Origin of the sequence: Paralcaligenes sp. KSB-10 (assembly GCF_021266465.1) — a bacterium.
In the GTDB taxonomy this organism is placed as follows: Bacteria; Pseudomonadota; Gammaproteobacteria; order Burkholderiales; family Burkholderiaceae_B.
In genome coordinates this window covers 458,334-475,040 of sequence record NZ_CP089848.1, presented here as the reverse complement: position 1 = coordinate 475,040, position 16,707 = coordinate 458,334, and the positions used below count along the sequence as shown (strand labels likewise).

Annotated in this window: 14 protein-coding genes; 7 read left to right on the top strand and 7 right to left on the bottom strand. The window is 57.6% G+C overall.

All coding sequences use genetic code 11. The annotated features are described in order from the left end of the window. Nucleotides 1–48 precede the first annotated feature (48 nt). The gene (locus LSG25_RS02130; protein WP_232743077.1) at nucleotides 49–825 is read right to left on the bottom strand and encodes a ferredoxin--NADP reductase; all 777 of its coding nucleotides are present in this window, start codon (nucleotides 823–825) and stop codon (nucleotides 49–51) included. Nucleotides 826–1,199: 374 nt separating this feature from the next. Here LSG25_RS02130 and LSG25_RS02125 point away from each other — a divergent pair, with 374 nt between their 5' ends. The 3 genes from LSG25_RS02125 to LSG25_RS02115 are packed head-to-tail and all read left to right on the top strand — an operon-like array spanning nucleotide 1,200 to nucleotide 4,713. Further along, nucleotides 1,200–2,240 carry a Fe(3+) ABC transporter substrate-binding protein gene (locus LSG25_RS02125; protein WP_232743076.1) on the top strand — a complete coding sequence of 347 codons (1,041 nt, stop codon included), beginning with the start codon at nucleotides 1,200–1,202 and terminating at the stop codon, nucleotides 2,238–2,240. 18 nt (nucleotides 2,241–2,258) lie between these two features. Further along, nucleotides 2,259–3,926: an iron ABC transporter permease gene (locus LSG25_RS02120; protein ID WP_232743075.1), complete on the top strand. Its 1,668-nt coding sequence runs from the start codon at nucleotides 2,259–2,261 to the stop codon at nucleotides 3,924–3,926. 4 nt (nucleotides 3,927–3,930) lie between these two features. Then, the gene (locus tag LSG25_RS02115) at nucleotides 3,931–4,713 is read left to right on the top strand and encodes an ABC transporter ATP-binding protein (protein ID WP_232743074.1); all 783 of its coding nucleotides are present in this window, start codon (nucleotides 3,931–3,933) and stop codon (nucleotides 4,711–4,713) included. A 26-nt stretch (nucleotides 4,714–4,739) separates the two neighbouring features. On the opposite strand, the gene ntrC is transcribed toward LSG25_RS02115, so the two are convergent. The 6 genes from ntrC to LSG25_RS02085 form a co-directional block, all read right to left on the bottom strand. Then, nucleotides 4,740–6,179: a nitrogen regulation protein NR(I) gene (gene ntrC, locus LSG25_RS02110; protein ID WP_232743073.1), complete on the bottom strand. Its 1,440-nt coding sequence runs from the start codon at nucleotides 6,177–6,179 to the stop codon at nucleotides 4,740–4,742. Beyond that, nucleotides 6,176–7,231: a nitrogen regulation protein NR(II) gene (glnL, locus tag LSG25_RS02105; protein WP_232743072.1), complete on the bottom strand. Its 1,056-nt coding sequence runs from the start codon at nucleotides 7,229–7,231 to the stop codon at nucleotides 6,176–6,178. Before glnL ends, ntrC begins: the two co-directional genes overlap by 4 nt. Before the next feature lie 48 nt (nucleotides 7,232–7,279). Then, entirely contained in the window at nucleotides 7,280–8,692 is a 1,413-nt protein-coding gene (gene glnA / locus LSG25_RS02100) for a type I glutamate--ammonia ligase (protein WP_232743071.1), read from the bottom strand. Between the two features lie 193 nt (nucleotides 8,693–8,885). Next, nucleotides 8,886–10,094 carry a radical SAM family heme chaperone HemW gene (gene hemW, locus LSG25_RS02095; protein WP_370635985.1) on the bottom strand — a complete coding sequence of 403 codons (1,209 nt, stop codon included), beginning with the start codon at nucleotides 10,092–10,094 and terminating at the stop codon, nucleotides 8,886–8,888. A gap of 93 nt (nucleotides 10,095–10,187) precedes the next feature. Continuing rightward, nucleotides 10,188–10,787: an RdgB/HAM1 family non-canonical purine NTP pyrophosphatase gene (gene rdgB / locus LSG25_RS02090; RefSeq protein ID WP_232743069.1), complete on the bottom strand. Its 600-nt coding sequence runs from the start codon at nucleotides 10,785–10,787 to the stop codon at nucleotides 10,188–10,190. Between the two features lie 62 nt (nucleotides 10,788–10,849). Beyond that, entirely contained in the window at nucleotides 10,850–11,770 is a 921-nt protein-coding gene (locus tag LSG25_RS02085; RefSeq protein WP_232743068.1) for a LysR substrate-binding domain-containing protein, read from the bottom strand. A gap of 113 nt (nucleotides 11,771–11,883) precedes the next feature. On the opposite strand from LSG25_RS02085, the gene LSG25_RS02080 reads away from it, so the two are divergent. The 4 genes from LSG25_RS02080 to kdpA all read left to right on the top strand — a co-directional run bounded on the left by LSG25_RS02080 (nucleotide 11,884) and on the right by kdpA (nucleotide 16,631). Further along, nucleotides 11,884–13,044 carry an acyl-CoA dehydrogenase family protein gene (locus tag LSG25_RS02080; protein ID WP_232743067.1) on the top strand — a complete coding sequence of 387 codons (1,161 nt, stop codon included), beginning with the start codon at nucleotides 11,884–11,886 and terminating at the stop codon, nucleotides 13,042–13,044. 42 nt (nucleotides 13,045–13,086) lie between these two features. Continuing rightward, nucleotides 13,087–14,445 (top strand): MmgE/PrpD family protein, encoded by a 1,359-nt coding sequence (locus LSG25_RS02075; RefSeq protein ID WP_232743066.1) that lies wholly within the window; start codon nucleotides 13,087–13,089, stop codon nucleotides 14,443–14,445. Nucleotides 14,446–14,734: 289 nt separating this feature from the next. After that, nucleotides 14,735–14,824 carry a K(+)-transporting ATPase subunit F gene (kdpF, locus tag LSG25_RS02070; RefSeq protein WP_232743065.1) on the top strand — a complete coding sequence of 30 codons (90 nt, stop codon included), beginning with the start codon at nucleotides 14,735–14,737 and terminating at the stop codon, nucleotides 14,822–14,824. Nucleotide 14,825: 1 nt separating this feature from the next. Further along, a complete protein-coding gene (gene kdpA, locus LSG25_RS02065; RefSeq protein ID WP_232743064.1) occupies nucleotides 14,826–16,631 on the top strand; it encodes a potassium-transporting ATPase subunit KdpA in 1,806 nt (601 codons plus the stop codon). The last annotated feature ends 76 nt before the right edge of the window (nucleotides 16,632–16,707 follow it).

The window sequence follows — 16,707 nt, the reverse complement described above, 5'->3', positions numbered from 1 at the left end:
TCTATCAGAGTTTAATCATCTATAGAGAATATTAACAGCCCCAATGGTCTATTTTTCGACGAAAGCCCGTTCGACCACATAATCTCCAGGCTGGCCTACTCCCGCCGAGATGACGAAGCCGCGCCGATCCAGCATCTGGCTGATGTCGTTGAGCATGTGCGGGCTGCCGCAAATCATGCCGCGATCGGTTTCGGGATTCAAGGGAGGCAGGCCTATATCCTGGAACAAGCGCCCGCTTTCGATCACTTCTGTGATGCGGCCCTGATTACGAAAGGGTTCGCGAGTAACCGTGGGATAGTAGATCAGCTTGTCTTTGATGTGCTCGCCGAAATACTCGTTATTGGGCAGATCGTTCTGGATGAAGTCCGCATAAGCCAGTTCGCTGACGTGACGCACACCGTGCAGCAGCACCACCTTGTCGAAACGCTCGTAAACATCGGGATCTTTGATGATGCTCATGAATGGCGCCAGGCCGGTACCCGTGGCAAACAGATACAGATGCTTGCCGGGCTTCAGATCGTCGACCAGCAGCGTGCCTACAGGCTTCCTGCTGACCAATACCGCATCGCCCGCCTGCAAATGCTGCAAGCGCGATGTCAACGGCCCGTTCTGGACTTTGATACTGAGGAATTCCAGGTTTTCTTCATAATTGGCGCTGGCAATACTATAGGCGCGCATCAAGGGCTTGCCATTGACTTCCAGGCCCAGCATGACGAAATGGCCATTGTGGAACCGTAATGCCGAATCGCGTGTGGTGGTAAACGAAAACAAGGAGTCGTTCCAGTGACGAACGCTCAGAACCTGCTCAGAATTAAAAGCTGCCATGTATTTGCAAAAAAAAAGAATAAGGTTCGGCCAGCATGTTCAGAATTGCCGCTGAAATATCAAGCCTTTACCGGGATGCGCCTAATTTTACCCTACGCTGCGCCCTGCTTTCCCGAATACATCGCGCATTGAAGGGCTACCGATGCTCAAGCATACCGTTGGCTGACCGCCTTGTCCCGCATGGCTTGCCTGAAAACTTACATTAAGTTGAATGAATTTATCGAATCTGTTATCTTCCTGAGAATCATTTCTATTTAAACATATTTACACGCCGATTTATATCTTCGGCATTGCGCGGTCTTTGCGTTTGCAGGGTTCGCGCGGCCAATTCAATCCCCTTTGTTTTCAGATTCCAGAATATCAGGAGAAATTTGATGGGTTCAACCCGTACGCCATTATCCACGCTATGCGCTTTCGCGTTGGCAGGCCTGAGTGCGCTGCCGCTGGCGGCCTGCGCGGCTGACGTCAATCTGTACACGACCCGCGAGCCATCGCTCATACGGCCCCTGCTCGATGAATTCACCAAAGATAGCGGCATTGCGGTCAACACAGTGTTCGTCAAGGATGGCCTGATAGAACGCATCAAGGCCGAAGGAGCGAAATCGCCGGCCGACATGCTGATGGTCGTGGACATAGGCAATATGCTCGACCTGGTTGAAGCCGGCGTTACGCAACCGGTCAGCTCCACCGTGCTGGAAGAAGCCATTCCCGCCAATCTGCGTGGAGCCGATAAGCAATGGTACGCCCTGTCATTGCGCGACCGTGTGGCCTATGTGGCCAAAGATCTGGACGTCGGGGCCATTACCTACGAGGCATTCGCCGATCCGAAATGGAAAGGCAAAGTGTGCATACGGTCAGGCCAGCACCCCTATAACACGGCCTTGATAGCGGCCATGATTGCGCACAATGGCACCGAGGCCACCGAAGCCTGGCTAAGAAATGTCAAGGCTAATCTGGGGCGCAAGGCGACAGGCGGCGACCGCGACGTGGCTCGCGACATCCTTGGCGGCATTTGCGATATAGGCATTGCCAATGCGTACTATGTCGGCCGCATGAAGAACGCCCAGCCGGGTTCGGACGCCCGCAAATGGGGTGATGCCATCAAGGTTGTGCGTCCTGTGTTCGCCCATGAAAAAAGCCGCGGCACCCACGTCAACATCTCCGGCGCATCCATCGCAAAACATGCTCCGAACAGAGAAAACGCCGTCAAATTGCTTGAATATCTGGTTTCCGACAAGGCGCAAAGCTTGTATGCCAATGCCAATTACGAGTATCCAGTCAAGGCCGGCGTCAAGCTGGACCCAGTCGTGGCCAGCTTCGGCCCTCTGGAAATAGACCCTCTTCCCGTTGTGGAAATTGCCAAGTATCGCAAGCAGGCAAGCACGCTGGTGGACAAAGTCGGTTTCAACAACTAGCGCGGGAATCCAGACACTTTGCGTTGGCCTTGTTTTTCCCTGGCTAAATCGGGTCTGGCCTGGCAGTTGGGGGCATTCCTGATAGTGCTGTGCGTGATCGCGCCCATCATTGCCTTGGGCGGGTTCGCCATGGAGGGCTCTTTTGCTCATTGGGCTCACCTGCTTCATTATGTCCTGCCTGAAGCCCTGGGCAACACAGTTTTGCTGTTGCTTGGGGTAGGTGTGCTGGTCACGTGCCTGGGTACAGGCAGTGCCTGGCTGGTGACGGCGTACGAGTTCCCTGGAAGCAAGGTCTTGTCGTGGGCACTTTTGCTGCCGCTGGCCGTGCCCACATACATTGTGGCATTCGCCTATCTGGACATCCTGCACCCTATCGGCCCGATACAGACTTTGCTGCGCGATGTGCTGGGCTACGACAGCCCGCGTCAGTTTCGCCTGCCTGATCTGCGCTCATTGCCTGGCGCAATTTTCCTGCTCGGCTTCGTGCTTTACCCGTATGTGTATTTAAGTACCCGGGTTATGTTCTCGACACAGGCCGCCAGCTTGGTCGAAGCCGCGCGGGTGCTGGGCGAACCCGCCAGCGGCGTATTTTTCAGGGTCGCCCTGCCCATGGCCCGGCCGGCCATTGCGGTCGGTGTCAGCCTCGCGCTGCTCGAAACCCTGAACGATATAGGCGCCTCGGAATTTCTGGGGGTGCAAACCCTGACTGTATCCATATACACAAGCTGGGTATCGCGCTCGGACCTGGCCGGCGCGGCCCAAATTGCCCTGGCCATGCTGGCCCTGGTGATTGCGCTGATTCTGCTGGAGCATCGAGGCCGCCGCCGTCAACGCTATGCCAATACTCAAAGAATGCGCTCCCTGCAGCCCAAGAGACTGAACAAACGGGCCGCGCTCGTGGCATGCGCGCTGGGCTGGTTGCCCGTCATCATAGGTTTCGTGGCGCCGGCACTGTATTTACTCAATGAAACATTCAAGCATTTCCACCTGGTCGGCGGTGTTTCGACTCAACTGATACAGAGCGGGATCAGCACCGTCAAAATTGCATTTTTTGCCACGCTGGCAACCCTGGGTTGCGGTCTGATTCTTGCCTGGGTTGGCCGCAGCACCCGAACAGTGTCGCCATTTCGGGCCTCCCGGCACTACGTCCGCATCGCCAGCCTGGGCTATGCGGTGCCAGGCACAGTGCTGGCCATCGGCCTGTTGACGCCGTTTGCGCTCCTTGACGGCGGCATGGCATGGCTGACTCGGCAATTCGACGATCTTGCCCCAGGCTGGCTGCTCATGGGCTCTTCGACCGCTCTTGTCAGCGCGTATGTGATTCGCTTTCTGGCCATTTCGGCCGGAGGGATCGAAGCCGGCCTGCTGCGGATTCCGCCTTCGCTGGAACAAGCTGCCCGCCTGCTGGGCGAAACGCCCGGGGGCACTCTGCGCCGAATTCATCTACCCTTGCTGCGCCCCGCCTTGGGAGCCGCGGCCCTGCTGATATTCGTCGACGCCATGAAAGAGCTGCCGGCCACACTGCTGTTGCGCCCTGTGAACTTCGACACCCTGGCCACTTGGCTTTACGCCGAAGCGGCGCGCGGCACCTACGAAGAAGGCTCCGTAGCCGCCCTGGCGATTGTGCTGGCGGGATTGCTGCCGGTTATTTTACTGGCTCGAACTCAATTTAAAGTTAAACATTAATTTTATGCCTGAATTCCTTGAATTAAATGGAATTTCTTTGTATTACGATACTCCTGATGGAGGTTTGCCCGTCGTCGACAAACTGTTCTTAAGCCTGGGGCGCGGCCACATCGGCTGCCTGTTGGGGGCGTCGGGCTGCGGCAAGACTACGGTATTGCGGGCAATTGCCGGCTTCGAGCCGGTCCGCGCCGGCTCCATACGCCTGGGTGACACGATATTGTCGTCCACCGAATACCAGATTGAGCCTGAATATCGCCGCGTCGGCATGATGTTCCAGGATTACGCCCTGTTTCCTCACTTGAATGTGGAAAAAAATATCGCATTTGGCCTGCGCCGCCAAAATAAAACCCACCGCGCGCGGCGCATAGACGAACTATTGACGCTGGTAGGGCTGACGGGCTGCGCCCGGCGCTACCCGCACGAGCTGTCCGGCGGACAGCAGCAGCGTGTCGCACTGGCTCGCGCGCTGGCTCCCGAGCCTGACCTGCTGCTGCTCGATGAGCCATTTTCCAATCTGGACATAGATACTCGGGAGCGCCTGGCCTTCGAGGTGCGCGACATTCTGAAAAATACTGGCCATACCGCCTTGCTCGTGACCCATAACCAGGCTGAAGCGTTCGCCATAGCGGATCGGATCGGGGTCATGCGGGTCGGGAAAATCGACCAATGGGACACACCCTACGCGCTGCATCATCAACCGGCCAATTCATTTGTCGCCGATTTCATCGGACGCGAGGCACTGATGACGCAACGCGCTCAGGCCCGCCTGCGCGGCGAAAACAATTAAATTCGAGCGGGCCTTTTCCGCAAAGCCTATTCGTCGTCCAGGCCCAGTTCCTGGCATTTTCGTGTCAGGGTGTTGCGCCCGATTCCCAGCCTTTGTGCCGCTTCAACGCGTTTTCCATGGCTATGGCCAAGCGCAATACGCAATAACACGCGCTCGAAGTCGCGCGTCAGGGTACTCATGATGGCGGGCTCGCCTTGAACGAGCTTTTCCTTCACCTGCTTTGCCAGCATCGCAGTCCAATCCGGCCCTTGCGCCGCGACGGGCTCTTCCGTGTGAGGGTGGCCGGCCGAAATCAAGGCAATAGGCGTGGCCGCCGGCGCACCGATTTCCGGAGGAAGATCGTCCGTATTCACCAGTTGGCTGGCGGACATGACTGACAGCCAGTGGCAAAAATTTTCAAGCTGCCGGATATTGCCCGGATAATCGAAGGCCATCAGGGCCCGCAAGGCTTCAGGCGTCAGGCGCCGCACCGGCACACCCAGGCTGCGGGCGCTGTTTTCCAGAAAAAGCTGCGCCAGGGCGGGAATGTCTTCCTTGCGTTCGCGCAGCGGCGGCAAACGCAGGCGGATTACGTTCAGGCGATGGAACAGATCTTCGCGAAACTGCCCCTGTGCTACTCGTTGCTCCAGAGGCTGATGCGTGGCGGCGACGATGCGGACATCGACCGTCACGGCCTGGGACCCGCCAACCCGATAAAAACTTCCTTCGGCCAGGACTCGCAACAGGCGAGTCTGCAACTCCAGCGGCATATCGCCGATTTCGTCCAGGAACAGGGTGCCGCCATGCGCGGCTTCAAAACGCCCGCGCCGCAGATTCGTAGCGCCGGTAAAAGCGCCGCGCTCATGGCCGAACAGTTCGGCTTCCAGTAAATCGCGTGGTATCGCTGCCGCATTAAGCGCTATGAACGGACCATCGGCCCGGGCGCTATGCGTATGCAAGGCACGTGCTATCAACTCTTTGCCTGTCCCCGATTCCCCCGTTATAAGCACTGTTGCGCGCGACGTCGCCAGACGTCCGATCGCGCGAAACACCTCCTGCATGGCCAGCGACGAGGATTGCAGCATGGCCGACCCGCTGGCACTTTGTTGCGCCTGATCTTGCGGATCTTGCTCCTGTGCGGCGCGCCGAATCAGGGCGACGGCCTCGTTGACATCGAAAGGTTTGGCTAGGTAATCGAAAGCCCCCTTCTGAAATGCCGATACGGTGCTGTCCAGATCGGTGAAAGCGGTCATGACTATCACCGCCAGACCGGGGTGCCGCTGTTTGATGGCCTGCAGCAGGCTCAGGCCATCCTGCCCGGGCATGCGCACATCGGTCACCAGCACAGCCGGCGTGGCATCTTTGAGGGCCTCGAGCACCGCCGCCGCCGAGGTAAAGCTTTGAGCGTCAATCGAGGCGCGGGCCAGCGCCTTTTCGAGCACCCAGCGTATGCTTTGATCGTCATCGACAATCCAGACGGGCTTCATGGCAGCTCCAAAGGCAATATCATGCGAAATTCCGTATGGCCCGCAGTCGAGTCGAATTCAATCACGCCGCCATGCTGCTGTACAAATTCCTGGGCCAGACTCAAGCCCAGGCCGGTGCCGCTGGCTCGACCCGTTACCAGAGGATGAAAAATCTTGTCATGCAAATCGACGGGCACACCAGGCCCATTGTCGATAACCGAGACCACGATACCCATTTTGACCGGTTGCGTGGCCAACATCAGCTGACGGCCGATGCGGGTGCGTAAAACCAGTTTGGGTGCACTCGCAGCCGTACTTTCCGTGAGTGCCTGCGCTGCATTGCGCACCATATTCAACAGGGCCTGCAATAAACGTTCCAGGTCGCCCATGAGCTCGGGGGCCGATGCATCGTAATCGCGCACAATTTCTATTTTCGACCCGTATTCGGCACGCGCCAGGGTATAAACGCGCTCGCAAATTTCATGAATATTGAAACGCGCCCTGTTCAGCGACGCACCCTGTGGAATGATGAGGCGATCAACCAGACTGGTCAGACGATCGGCCTCGGCCATGATCACTTGCGTGTATTCGCGCAACGATTCGTCGCCAAGCTCGGCCTCCAGCAACTGCGCCCCGCCGCGAATTCCGCCCAAGGGGTTTTTGACCTCGTGCGCCAGGTTGCGCAGCGATTCGCGTTGCACATCGAGCTCCTGGCTAAGATGCCGATTGCGCTCGAGCAGGACATGATGTTCGAGCTCCCGCACTTCGAGCAATGCCGCCCAGTCCTGCTGCTGTAAATGCACCAGGGTCAGGCTGACCGGTATGGAGGTTCCCGGGCGGTTGATTGAAAGATCCTGGCGCAACACACCGAACTTGCCCTGGATAGCCTCGCCGAAGCGCGCCTTCAGCGCGGCATCGGCATTATTAAAAAGGGCATGGCCGAAAACACCACTCAGTTGCCTGCGCGACAATCCGAATAGTTCTTCGGCGGCTGCGTTGACATGAGCCACCCGTCCATGCTCATCGAGAAGCACTACGGCTGTGGCCAATAAGTCGTAGCTTGCTATGTCCATATAGTGCGCCTCGCAGGCCGGGTGCACTGGCATCCGGCCACTGAACGCCTACAGACTGTAGTACATATCGAACTCGACAGGGTGAGTGGTCATGCGCAAGCGCGTGATCTCGCCCATCTTGAGTTCAATATATGCGTCGAGCATGTCGTTGCTGAACACTCCGCCGCGCGTCAGGAACTCGCGATCGCGGTCCAGGGCGTTGACGGCTTCTTCCAGCGACGAGCATACCGTTGGAATCTTTGCATCTTCCTCGGGCGGCAAATCGTACAGATTTTTGTCTGCCGGATCGCCAGGGTGGATTTTGTTCTGCACGCCATCCAGGCCGGCCATCATCAATGCAGAGAAGGCGAGATAAGGATTGGCCAGCGGATCGGGGAAGCGCGCTTCGACGCGGCGGCCCTTGGGATTGCCGACATAGGGAATGCGTATCGAGGCCGAGCGATTGCGCGCGGAATACGCCAGCTTGACCGGTGCTTCGTAATGAGGCACCAATCGCTTGTACGAATTCGTACCCGGATTGGTCAAGGCATTGAGCGCGCGGGCGTGCTTGATGATGCCGCCTATGTAATACAGAGCGAACTCGGACAAACCGGCATAACCATTACCCGCGAACAGGTTCTGGCCGTCTTTCCAGATGGATTGGTGCACATGCATGCCCGAACCGTTGTCGCCGACGATAGGCTTGGGCATGAACGTGGCGGTTTTGCCGTATACGTGCGCCACATTGTGTATCGTGTATTTCAGGATCTGGTTCCAGTCCGCGCGTTCGACCAGAGTGCTGAATTTGGTGCCGATTTCGAGTTGGCCGGGAGCCGCCACTTCGTGATGATGCACTTCCACCGGCACGCCCTGCTGTTCCAGCAGCAGGCACATTTCCGAGCGCATGTCGTGAAAGGAGTCGACGGGGGGGACCGGTACGTAACCACCTTTGATGCCGGGGCGATGCCCCAGATTTCCGCCGTCCATGTCCAGGCCGCTCGACCAGGGGGCTTCTTCGGATTTGATCTTGACGAAACAGCCCGACATGTCGGTGTTCCAGGTAATGGCGTCAAAAACGAAAAACTCGGGTTCCGGGCCAAAATAGGCAGTATCGCCCAAGCCGCTGGATTTGAGATAGGCTTCTGCCCGCTTGGCCAGGGAGCGCGGATCGCGGTCGTAGCCTTTCAGATCCGAAGGCTCGACAACGTCGCAAGTCAGAATCAGCGTCGTCTCTTCGCGAAATGGGTCCATGCGGGCCGACTTGGGATCGGGGATCAGGAGCATGTCCGACGCTTCAATCCCCTTCCAGCCTGGCAGGGACGACCCATCGAAGGCTTGCCCGGTTTCCATTTTGTCCTCGTCCACCGTATGGCCCGGCGCGGTGAGATGATGCTCGCGTCCCAAGGTATCGGTAAAACGAAAATCAACAAAAGCGACTTCGCGTTCTTTGATGAGCGTAACAACTTCTTCTGCGGTGGACATATGGGCTCCTGAGCAAATAATAGGTCAAACCAATTTTGAGTGGTCAGAGGATGTAAAGCAAAAATCGTGCCAGGCTTTCGAATCCTTGGGGATTCAATTACTTGAACATTGAAGATTCGGTTTATTTCAGACAAACAGAAATAACGCACCATAATGGTGCAAATTATAGTGCATAAACGCCCGGAATTGGGCATTACTCTAAAAACTCGGCTTGCAAATCGTTTAAAAACTGCCAGCCCAGGGCGGTAGCCTGCAATCGTACAGGATCGGATTCGAGCAGGCCTCTGGCGACGGCGCGGCCCACAGCCGGGGCAATGGCCAGCGTCGACAGGCCCGTTCGTTCACTGAAACTGGCGCTTGACACGCCCGCCTTCAGCCGCAAGGCATTCAACATGAATTCGAATCCCAGCTCGTCGTTCCCGACAGTACGCTCTTCCGCGATATGGCTGCCATCGAGTCGCGGCGCCCGGTCCATCCAGGAGGCCGGGTTTTTGAGTTTTGCCTGCCGGATGATCTTGTCATGAAATGACAGTTTGCCATGCGCGCCCGGACCTATGCCCAGATAATCGCCAAATTCCCAGTAATTCAGATTATGGCGGCAGCGCGCGCCTGCCTTGGCATAGGCTGACACCTCGTAGCGCTCCCACCCCCGAAGGCTGGTCTGTTCGGTGATCAAGTCCTGCATGGCGGCGCTGGCATCGTCGTCGGGGACTGGAGGCGGATATTTGGCAAATACGGTGTTGGGTTCGAGAGTCAGATGATAAAGCGACAAATGTTCAGTATCGAAGGACATGGCCTGGCGCAAGTCCTGGGCACAGGCTTCCAGGGATTGCCGGGGCAAGGCGTACATGATGTCCAGATTGACTCGGCCCACGGCATTTTGCGCGATGTCAATGGCTGCGCAAGCCTGTTTGGCATCGTGTATGCGGCCCAGGGCCTTGAGGGCCTGATCGTCAAAGCTCTGGATACCCAGCGAAATCCGGTTTATTCCGCTGCGGGCATACTCGGCGAAGCGCCCTGCTTCCACCGTGCCCGGATTGGCTTCCAGGGTTATCTCGGCGTCGGGCAAGACGTTCAGATAAGCGCGAAACAAAGCCAGCATCTGGTCGATCGTCGAGGCCGAGAGCAGGCTGGGCGTGCCCCCGCCTATGAAAATTGTTACGACCTGGCGGCCCCAGACCTGCGGCAAGGCTTGTTCCAGATCGGCCCGCAAGGCGGCAAGATACTGCTGTTCGGGCACTTCGCCCTGCAGAGCATGCGAATTGAAATCGCAATAAGGGCATTTACGCACACACCAAGGCACATGCACGTATAAAGACAATGGCGGCAGGCTGGTCAGTATTGCATTGGCAGGCGTAACCAGCTTGCCATGGGATTGGGCCGGCCTGGCTTCTGGCACAATAGAAAAAGTGGGATGCACCGCGGTCTCGCAACGGGTTGATGGTGAGGCTATTGCCGCTAGCTTACTACCGGATACCTAGCATGCGCCAATCGGCTAGGCTCGCAGCGCTTGTATCAGTTTTTTCAAGGCTTGCGCGCGATGGCTGAATTGGTTTTTCTCTTCCGGACTCAGTTGCGCCGCTGTTTTTCCCAGATCGGGCAAATAAAAGTACGGATCGTAGCCGAAACCATTGGTGCCTTGCGGCGTATCCACCACTTCGCCCTTCCAGATTCCTTCGGCGACAATCGGCCGCGGATCATCGGCCGAACGCAGATACACCAGTACTGCCACATAAGAGGCTATGCGATCCCTATGAGGCGCCAGCATCCGGAGCAGGTGCTGGTTATTGGCCGCGTCGGATTTTTCACCACCATTTTGCAAAGCATAGCGGGCCGAAAACACGCCAGGTGCGCCGCCCAGGCAATCCACGCAAAGGCCGGAATCGTCGGCCAGCGCGGGCAAGCCGGTATGCAGGCTTGCATGACGGGCTTTGGCCAGGGCATTTTCGACAAAAGTGGCAAACGGTTCATCCGCTTCGGCCACACCCAATTCACCTTGGGCCACCATCACCAGACCCGCCTGACCAAGAATGGCTGAAAATTCTTTGAGCTTGCCGACGTTATTGGAGGCTAGTACTACTTTGGAATCTGGCATGGGGCAATTCGCGTCAAACCCATAGTTTAACCCGGGCGAACGAGCGGGCACGAGGCTCGCTCCTACAGAGCCGCCACGTCGGCGGGCTGGGCCGCGTCCTGAACCAGCAGCGATACAAGCTCTTTGGCAAAGACCGGCAACCTGTCGAACTGCCGCACGCAAATATGCAGTTTGCGCAGTGCCCATTCATCGCTGAGCGTAATGATTTTAAGGCGCAGGTTCTTCACATAACGGTGTGCGGCCGATTCAGGAATTACGCCGATCCCGACCTGGGCGGCAATCATGCGGCACACCGTTTCGAAGTTGCTGACTTCGACCCTGAAGCGCAGAACGCGCCCCATGTCATCGGCGGCCTGCAGCAAGAAAGCATGAATGGCGCTCGCTTCGGACAAGCCTACGTAATCGTATCGCAGCGTTTCTTCGAAACTCAGGATATCGTGCCCAGCCAATGGATGGTCCGAGCGTGTGACCAGTACCAGCCTGTCGGTTCTATACGGCAGGAACTCGACATTTTCTCCACCGCCGGCCTGGGCGGTGACCCCGATGTCGGCGGTCCCGTCGGCGACGGCCTTGACTACCTGGTAGCTTAAACGCTCGCGCAATTCGATATTGACGTCGGGGTGATTGGCCAGATAGTGCGCCAGCACGGCCGGCATGAATTCATTCATGGCCGTGGTATTGGCATATACCCGCACACTGCCTTTGACGCCTCGCGCGAACTCCTGGATATCGCCACGCAAATGCTCGATCTGGCGCAGCACTATGCGGGCATGTCGTACGAACGCCTCGCCCGACGGGGTCAGTGTCACTCCCTGGCTATTGCGATACAGCAAGGCCGTGCCCAGATGGATTTCCAGGTTTTTGACACGATTGCTGGCTGCGGGCAGCGACAAAAAACTGCGCTCGGCGCCTTTGGTCAGACTGGAGGCCCCCGCCACATTGACCATCAGTTGCATATCGGTCAAATCAAAGTGCATGGCCATAAAATGAAGCCTTCTTCAAAAAAAATAAACTCCCGCTTAAGCAATCAATAATAGGCAAGCATGTTGCGTTCGGGCACAGTAGCAGCATTGTAATGAAATCAGGATAGCCCCCAATGCAGGAGCCAAACCGACAATACCAGGAAATCCGCGACGCCATCCGCGATTTGTGCGCCCAGTTTCCTCCCGAATACTTCCGGAAAATCGACGAGCAGCGCGGCTACCCCGAGGAATTCGTCAACGCGCTAACCGAGGCCGGCTGGCTGGCTGCGTTGATTCCGCAGGAATACGGCGGATCGGGCCTGAGCCTGACCGAGGCCTCGGTCATTATGGAAGAAATCAATCGATCGGGCGGAAATTCCGGTGTTTGCCATGGCCAAATGTACAATATGGGAACCCTGCTGCGCCATGGTTCCAAAGAACAAAAAGAACGTTACCTGCCGCGCATCGCCACGGGCGAGCTGCGCCTGCAATCGATGGGAGTAACTGAGCCCACTACGGGCACCGACACCACAAAAATCAAAACCATGGCGGTAAAAAAAGGCGACCGGTATGTGGTGAATGGCCAAAAGGTCTGGATCTCGCGCATCCAGCACTCCGACTTGATGATTTTACTGGCCCGCACTACCCCGCTCGACCAGGTCAAGAAAAAATCCGAAGGCATGTCGATTTTTATCGTCGATCTGCACCAGGCCATCGGCAAAGGCCTGGCCGTGCGGCCCATTCCAAACATGGTCAATCACGAAACCAATGAGCTGTTTTTCGACAATCTGGAAATTCCGGCGGAAAACCTGATCGGCCAGGAAGGCATGGGCTTCAAATACATACTCGATGGGCTAAACGCCGAACGCACCCTGATTGCCGCCGAATGCATCGGCGACGGCTACTGGTTCGTCGACAAGATATCGGCTTACGCCAAAGAGCGTATCGTATTTGATCGCCCCATAGGAAAAAACCAGGGCGTGCAGTTTCCCATCGCACGGGCGCTGATCAACATCGAGGCTGCCAGCCTGATGCGCTACGAGGCCTGCCGCCTGTTCGACGCGCACCAGCCCTGCGGAGCCCAGGCCAATATGGCCAAGCTGCTGGCGGCAGACGCTTCATGGGAAGCCGCCAACGTTTGCCTGCAATTTCACGGCGGCTTCGGTTTTGCCAACGAATACGATATCGAACGCAAATTCCGGGAAACCCGCCTCTATCAAGTGGCGCCGATTTCCACTAACCTGATTTTGTCCTATGTGGCCGAGCACGTGCTGGGTTTGCCGCGCTCGTTCTGAACGCCAGCTTGTTTTTTATTCTTCTACACGCACTGCAAGACCATGAATCATCCCAGCGCCGAACTCTGCCGATTTGCCGCCGAACTCAACTTCGGCGATATCCCCGAACCCGTATTGCGTCGCGCGGAAGATCTGCTGCTCGATTGCCTGGCCTCGATACTGGCTGGCTCAAGTTCCCGGCCGGTACAAACCGTATCGGGCTTTGCCCGGGCCATGGGGCCGGCCAGCGGGCCCTCCGAAGACATGGTCACGCGCCGCAGTTCCAGCCCTTTGTTTGCCGCCATGGTCAATGCCGCCTCGGCACACATGGTCGAACAGGACGATGTGCACAATGGCTCGGTATTTCATCCTGCCGCCGTGGTGTTCCCTCCCGCCATTGCCATGGCGCAGGCTTTGGGGCGCTCAGGCAAAGACCTGCTGGTCGCTTCGGTCGCCGGCTACGAGGCCGGCATACGCATAGGCGAATTCCTGGGCCGCTCGCACTATACGGTTTTTCATACCACCGGCACGGCCGGAACGCTTGCCGCGGCAATAGCCACAGGCCGCCTGCTTAACCTGGATCCGGCACAAATGCTGCACGCCCTGGGTTCGGCCGGAACGCAAGCGGCTGGCCTGTGGGAATTCCTGCGCGACGGAGCCGACTCCAAGCAATTGCACACAGCCAAAGCGGCAGCCGATGGCCTGACCGCCGCCTGGCTGGCCAGCGAAGGGTTTACCGGGGCCTCACATATACTGGAAGGCCCGCAAGGCATGGCGGCCGGCATGTCGCGCGATGCGGACCCCAGCCGCCTCACGAATCTGTTGGGTTCGCGCTGGGCCCTGCTTGAAACTTCATTCAAGTATCACGCCTCCTGCCGCCACACCCACCCCGCCGCCGACGCCTTGCTGCAGGTCATGCAAACCCATAAGCTGGAATTCAGCGATATCGCCTCGGTGGTCGCCCACGTGCACCAGGGTGCCATCGATGTGCTCGGGCCAGTGGTCAAGCCCGAAACAGTGCATCAGTCGAAATTCTCCATGGGCTCGGTCCTGGGCCTCATTGCCCAGCGCCGGCATGCCGGCTTGCCCGAATTCGATGCCGGCTTGAACGATCCGGCCATCGTCGATTTTCGCCAGCGCGTCACCATGCAGCTGGACCCCGAAGTCGACGCCGCCTACCCCAGGCAATGGATAGGCAAAGTCACCGTGCAAACCCGCCAGGGGCAGACACTTGCCGGGCGTGTCGACGTACCCAAAGGGGATCCGGGCAATACCCTGTCCAGACTCGAGCTGGAAGAAAAAGCGCTGCGCCTGGGCATCTATCGCAACGCGGCCACCCCCGAAGAAGTGCGGAACCTGATAGCCAAGGTCTGGAATATGGCCAATAGCGAGCGGATCGGACGTTTCCTGAGCCAGGGGTAAGCTTCGCCGCTACGGCGCACGGGCGGGCCCCTTATGCCCCCCATCATGGCAGCCACAGCCCAATCAGCCGGACAACCGGCGATCATCCCTGGAAATATTTACTTTTCCTTTACGCCTGCAGGCCCAGTCTTTACTAATTATTTAGACGCTTCCGACTAAGCTGCTCATCATCGGCGCAAGCCTTTTCGATGAGCCTCTTGATGGACCTGATTTATATCGGCGCAATCCTCGTGTTTTTAATTCTCGGCAGCCTGCTCGCCATGGGCTGCGACAAATTAAAAGGACGGTCATGAACACCTTTTACGTCATAGGCGCAATCGCTGCGCTGGGCCTGCTCGTCTATTTGATTGTCGCTTTGTTCAAGGCCGAGGATTTGTGACATGACTGCGCAATCATTCATGCTGCTTGCCGCGTTCCTGGCGATATTGCTGATACTCGCCTATCCATTGGGCATCTATCTGGCTAAGGTGGCAAGCGAAGCGCCCGTCGCCGGGATGGGCTGGCTCGGCAAAGTTGAAAGCCTGCTCTATCGGATGGCAGGGGCATCGGCCCGTTCCGCCATGAGCTGGAAACGCTATGCGCTTGCCCTGCTTGCCTTCAATGGCTTGGGCGCGCTGGCCGTATATGCCATGCAGCGCCTGCAGGCCTGGCTGCCGCTCAATCCGCAATCTTTTCCCGGCGTCGGTCCCGACCTGGCTTTTGATACGGCGATCAGTTTTGTCAGCAACACGAATTGGCAAAGCTACGGCGGCGAATCGACCATGAGCTATCTGACTCAGATGGTAGTCTTGACGGGGCAGAATTTTTTCTCGGCGGCGACAGGCATCGCGGTAGCCTTTGCACTGATACGCGGCTTTTCGCTTCGCTCCGCCCAATCGATAGGCAATTTCTGGGTGGATATCACGCGCGTGACGCTCTATGTCCTGCTGCCGCTGTCAACCTTCTTTGCCATATTTCTGATGAGCCAGGGCGTTGTCCAGAACTTCTCGGCCTACCAGAACGTGGGCTTGCTCGATCCTGTCACGTACCAGCAGGTCAAAACCGATGCCACGGGCCAGCCGCTGAAAAATGCGCAAGGCAATCCCGAGACGGAAACATTGATCGCGAAAACACAATCGCTGGCGATGGGTCCAGTCGCTTCGCAGGAAGCCATTAAAATGCTGGGCACCAATGGCGGCGGCTTTTTCAACGCCAATTCCGCTCATCCTTTTGAAAACCCGACGCCGCTGTCGAATTTTGTCCAGATGCTGTCGATACTGCTGATTCCGGCCGGCCTGTGTTTCGCGTTCGGCCGCATGGTCGCAGACATGCGGCAAGCCTGGACGGTAATAGGAGCCATGATCGCGATTTTCATCGTGATGGCGGCGGTCACGATGATCGCCGAACAGCACGCAAATCCGTTCTTCCACGGCCTGAACATCGACCAGGCCGCATCCGCCCTGCAGTCGGGCGGGAATATGGAGGGCAAGGAAACACGCTTTGGCATCAGCGCATCGGCCTTGTTCGCGGCAGTCACGACCGCGGCATCCTGCGGTGCGGTCAATGCCATGCACGATTCTTTCATGCCGCTCGGGGGCATGATGCCGCTGCTGCTTATGCAGTTCAGTGAAGTGATCTTCGGTGGAGTGGGCTCCGGCCTGTACGGCATGCTGATTTTCGCCATTCTTGCCGTGTTCATCGCCGGCCTGATGATAGGCCGCACCCCCGAGTATCTAGGAAAAAAAATACAGTCCTACGAAATGAAAATGACCTCGATCGCGATTCTGTCCACACCGGTGCTGGTATTGGCCGGCACGGCAATCGCTGTCATGACGGGGCCCGGCCAAAGCGCGGTCGGCAATCCCGGCACCCACGGGTTTTCGGAAATTCTCTATGCTTTCAGTTCCGCGGCCAACAATAACGGCAGCGCATTCGCGGGCTTATCGACCAACGCGCCGTTTTACAACGTAATTTTAGCGATTGCGATGTGGTTCGGCCGTTTCGCCGTGATCGTGCCCGTCCTGGCGATAGCCGGTTCTTTGGCCGCAAAACCCCGGCTCGAGGCCAATTCCGGCACCATGCCCACGCACGGCCCTCTGTTCCTCGTCTTGCTGATCGGCACGGTCGTGCTGGTTGGCGTGTTGAACTATGTGCCGGCACTTGCCCTGGGGCCTATAGCCGAACATTTGCAACTCTTCGCTCGCTGACAAGGGATCCGCCATGCATCCATCTGTAGCCAAAAAGGCAAATGCCTCGCGTGCGGCCCTCACGCAATTCGACTTG

What these genes read in the sequence shown, in the direction of transcription:
- LSG25_RS02130 (WP_232743077.1), bottom strand. Translation starts at nt 825, where the DNA reads ATGGCAGCTTTTAATTCTGAGCAGGTTCTGAGCGTTCGTCACTGGAAC.
- LSG25_RS02125 (WP_232743076.1), top strand. Translation starts at nt 1,200, where the DNA reads ATGGGTTCAACCCGTACGCCATTATCCACGCTATGCGCTTTCGCGTTG.
- LSG25_RS02115 (WP_232743074.1), top strand. Translation starts at nt 3,931, where the DNA reads ATGCCTGAATTCCTTGAATTAAATGGAATTTCTTTGTATTACGATACT.
- ntrC (WP_232743073.1), bottom strand. Translation starts at nt 6,179, where the DNA reads ATGAAGCCCGTCTGGATTGTCGATGACGATCAAAGCATACGCTGGGTG.
- glnL (WP_232743072.1), bottom strand. Translation starts at nt 7,231, where the DNA reads ATGGACATAGCAAGCTACGACTTATTGGCCACAGCCGTAGTGCTTCTC.
- glnA (WP_232743071.1), bottom strand. Translation starts at nt 8,692, where the DNA reads ATGTCCACCGCAGAAGAAGTTGTTACGCTCATCAAAGAACGCGAAGTC.
- rdgB (WP_232743069.1), bottom strand. Translation starts at nt 10,787, where the DNA reads ATGCCAGATTCCAAAGTAGTACTAGCCTCCAATAACGTCGGCAAGCTC.
- LSG25_RS02085 (WP_232743068.1), bottom strand. Translation starts at nt 11,770, where the DNA reads ATGGCCATGCACTTTGATTTGACCGATATGCAACTGATGGTCAATGTG.
- LSG25_RS02080 (WP_232743067.1), top strand. Translation starts at nt 11,884, where the DNA reads ATGCAGGAGCCAAACCGACAATACCAGGAAATCCGCGACGCCATCCGC.
- LSG25_RS02075 (WP_232743066.1), top strand. Translation starts at nt 13,087, where the DNA reads ATGAATCATCCCAGCGCCGAACTCTGCCGATTTGCCGCCGAACTCAAC.
- kdpF (WP_232743065.1), top strand. Translation starts at nt 14,735, where the DNA reads ATGAACACCTTTTACGTCATAGGCGCAATCGCTGCGCTGGGCCTGCTC.
- kdpA (WP_232743064.1), top strand. Translation starts at nt 14,826, where the DNA reads ATGACTGCGCAATCATTCATGCTGCTTGCCGCGTTCCTGGCGATATTG.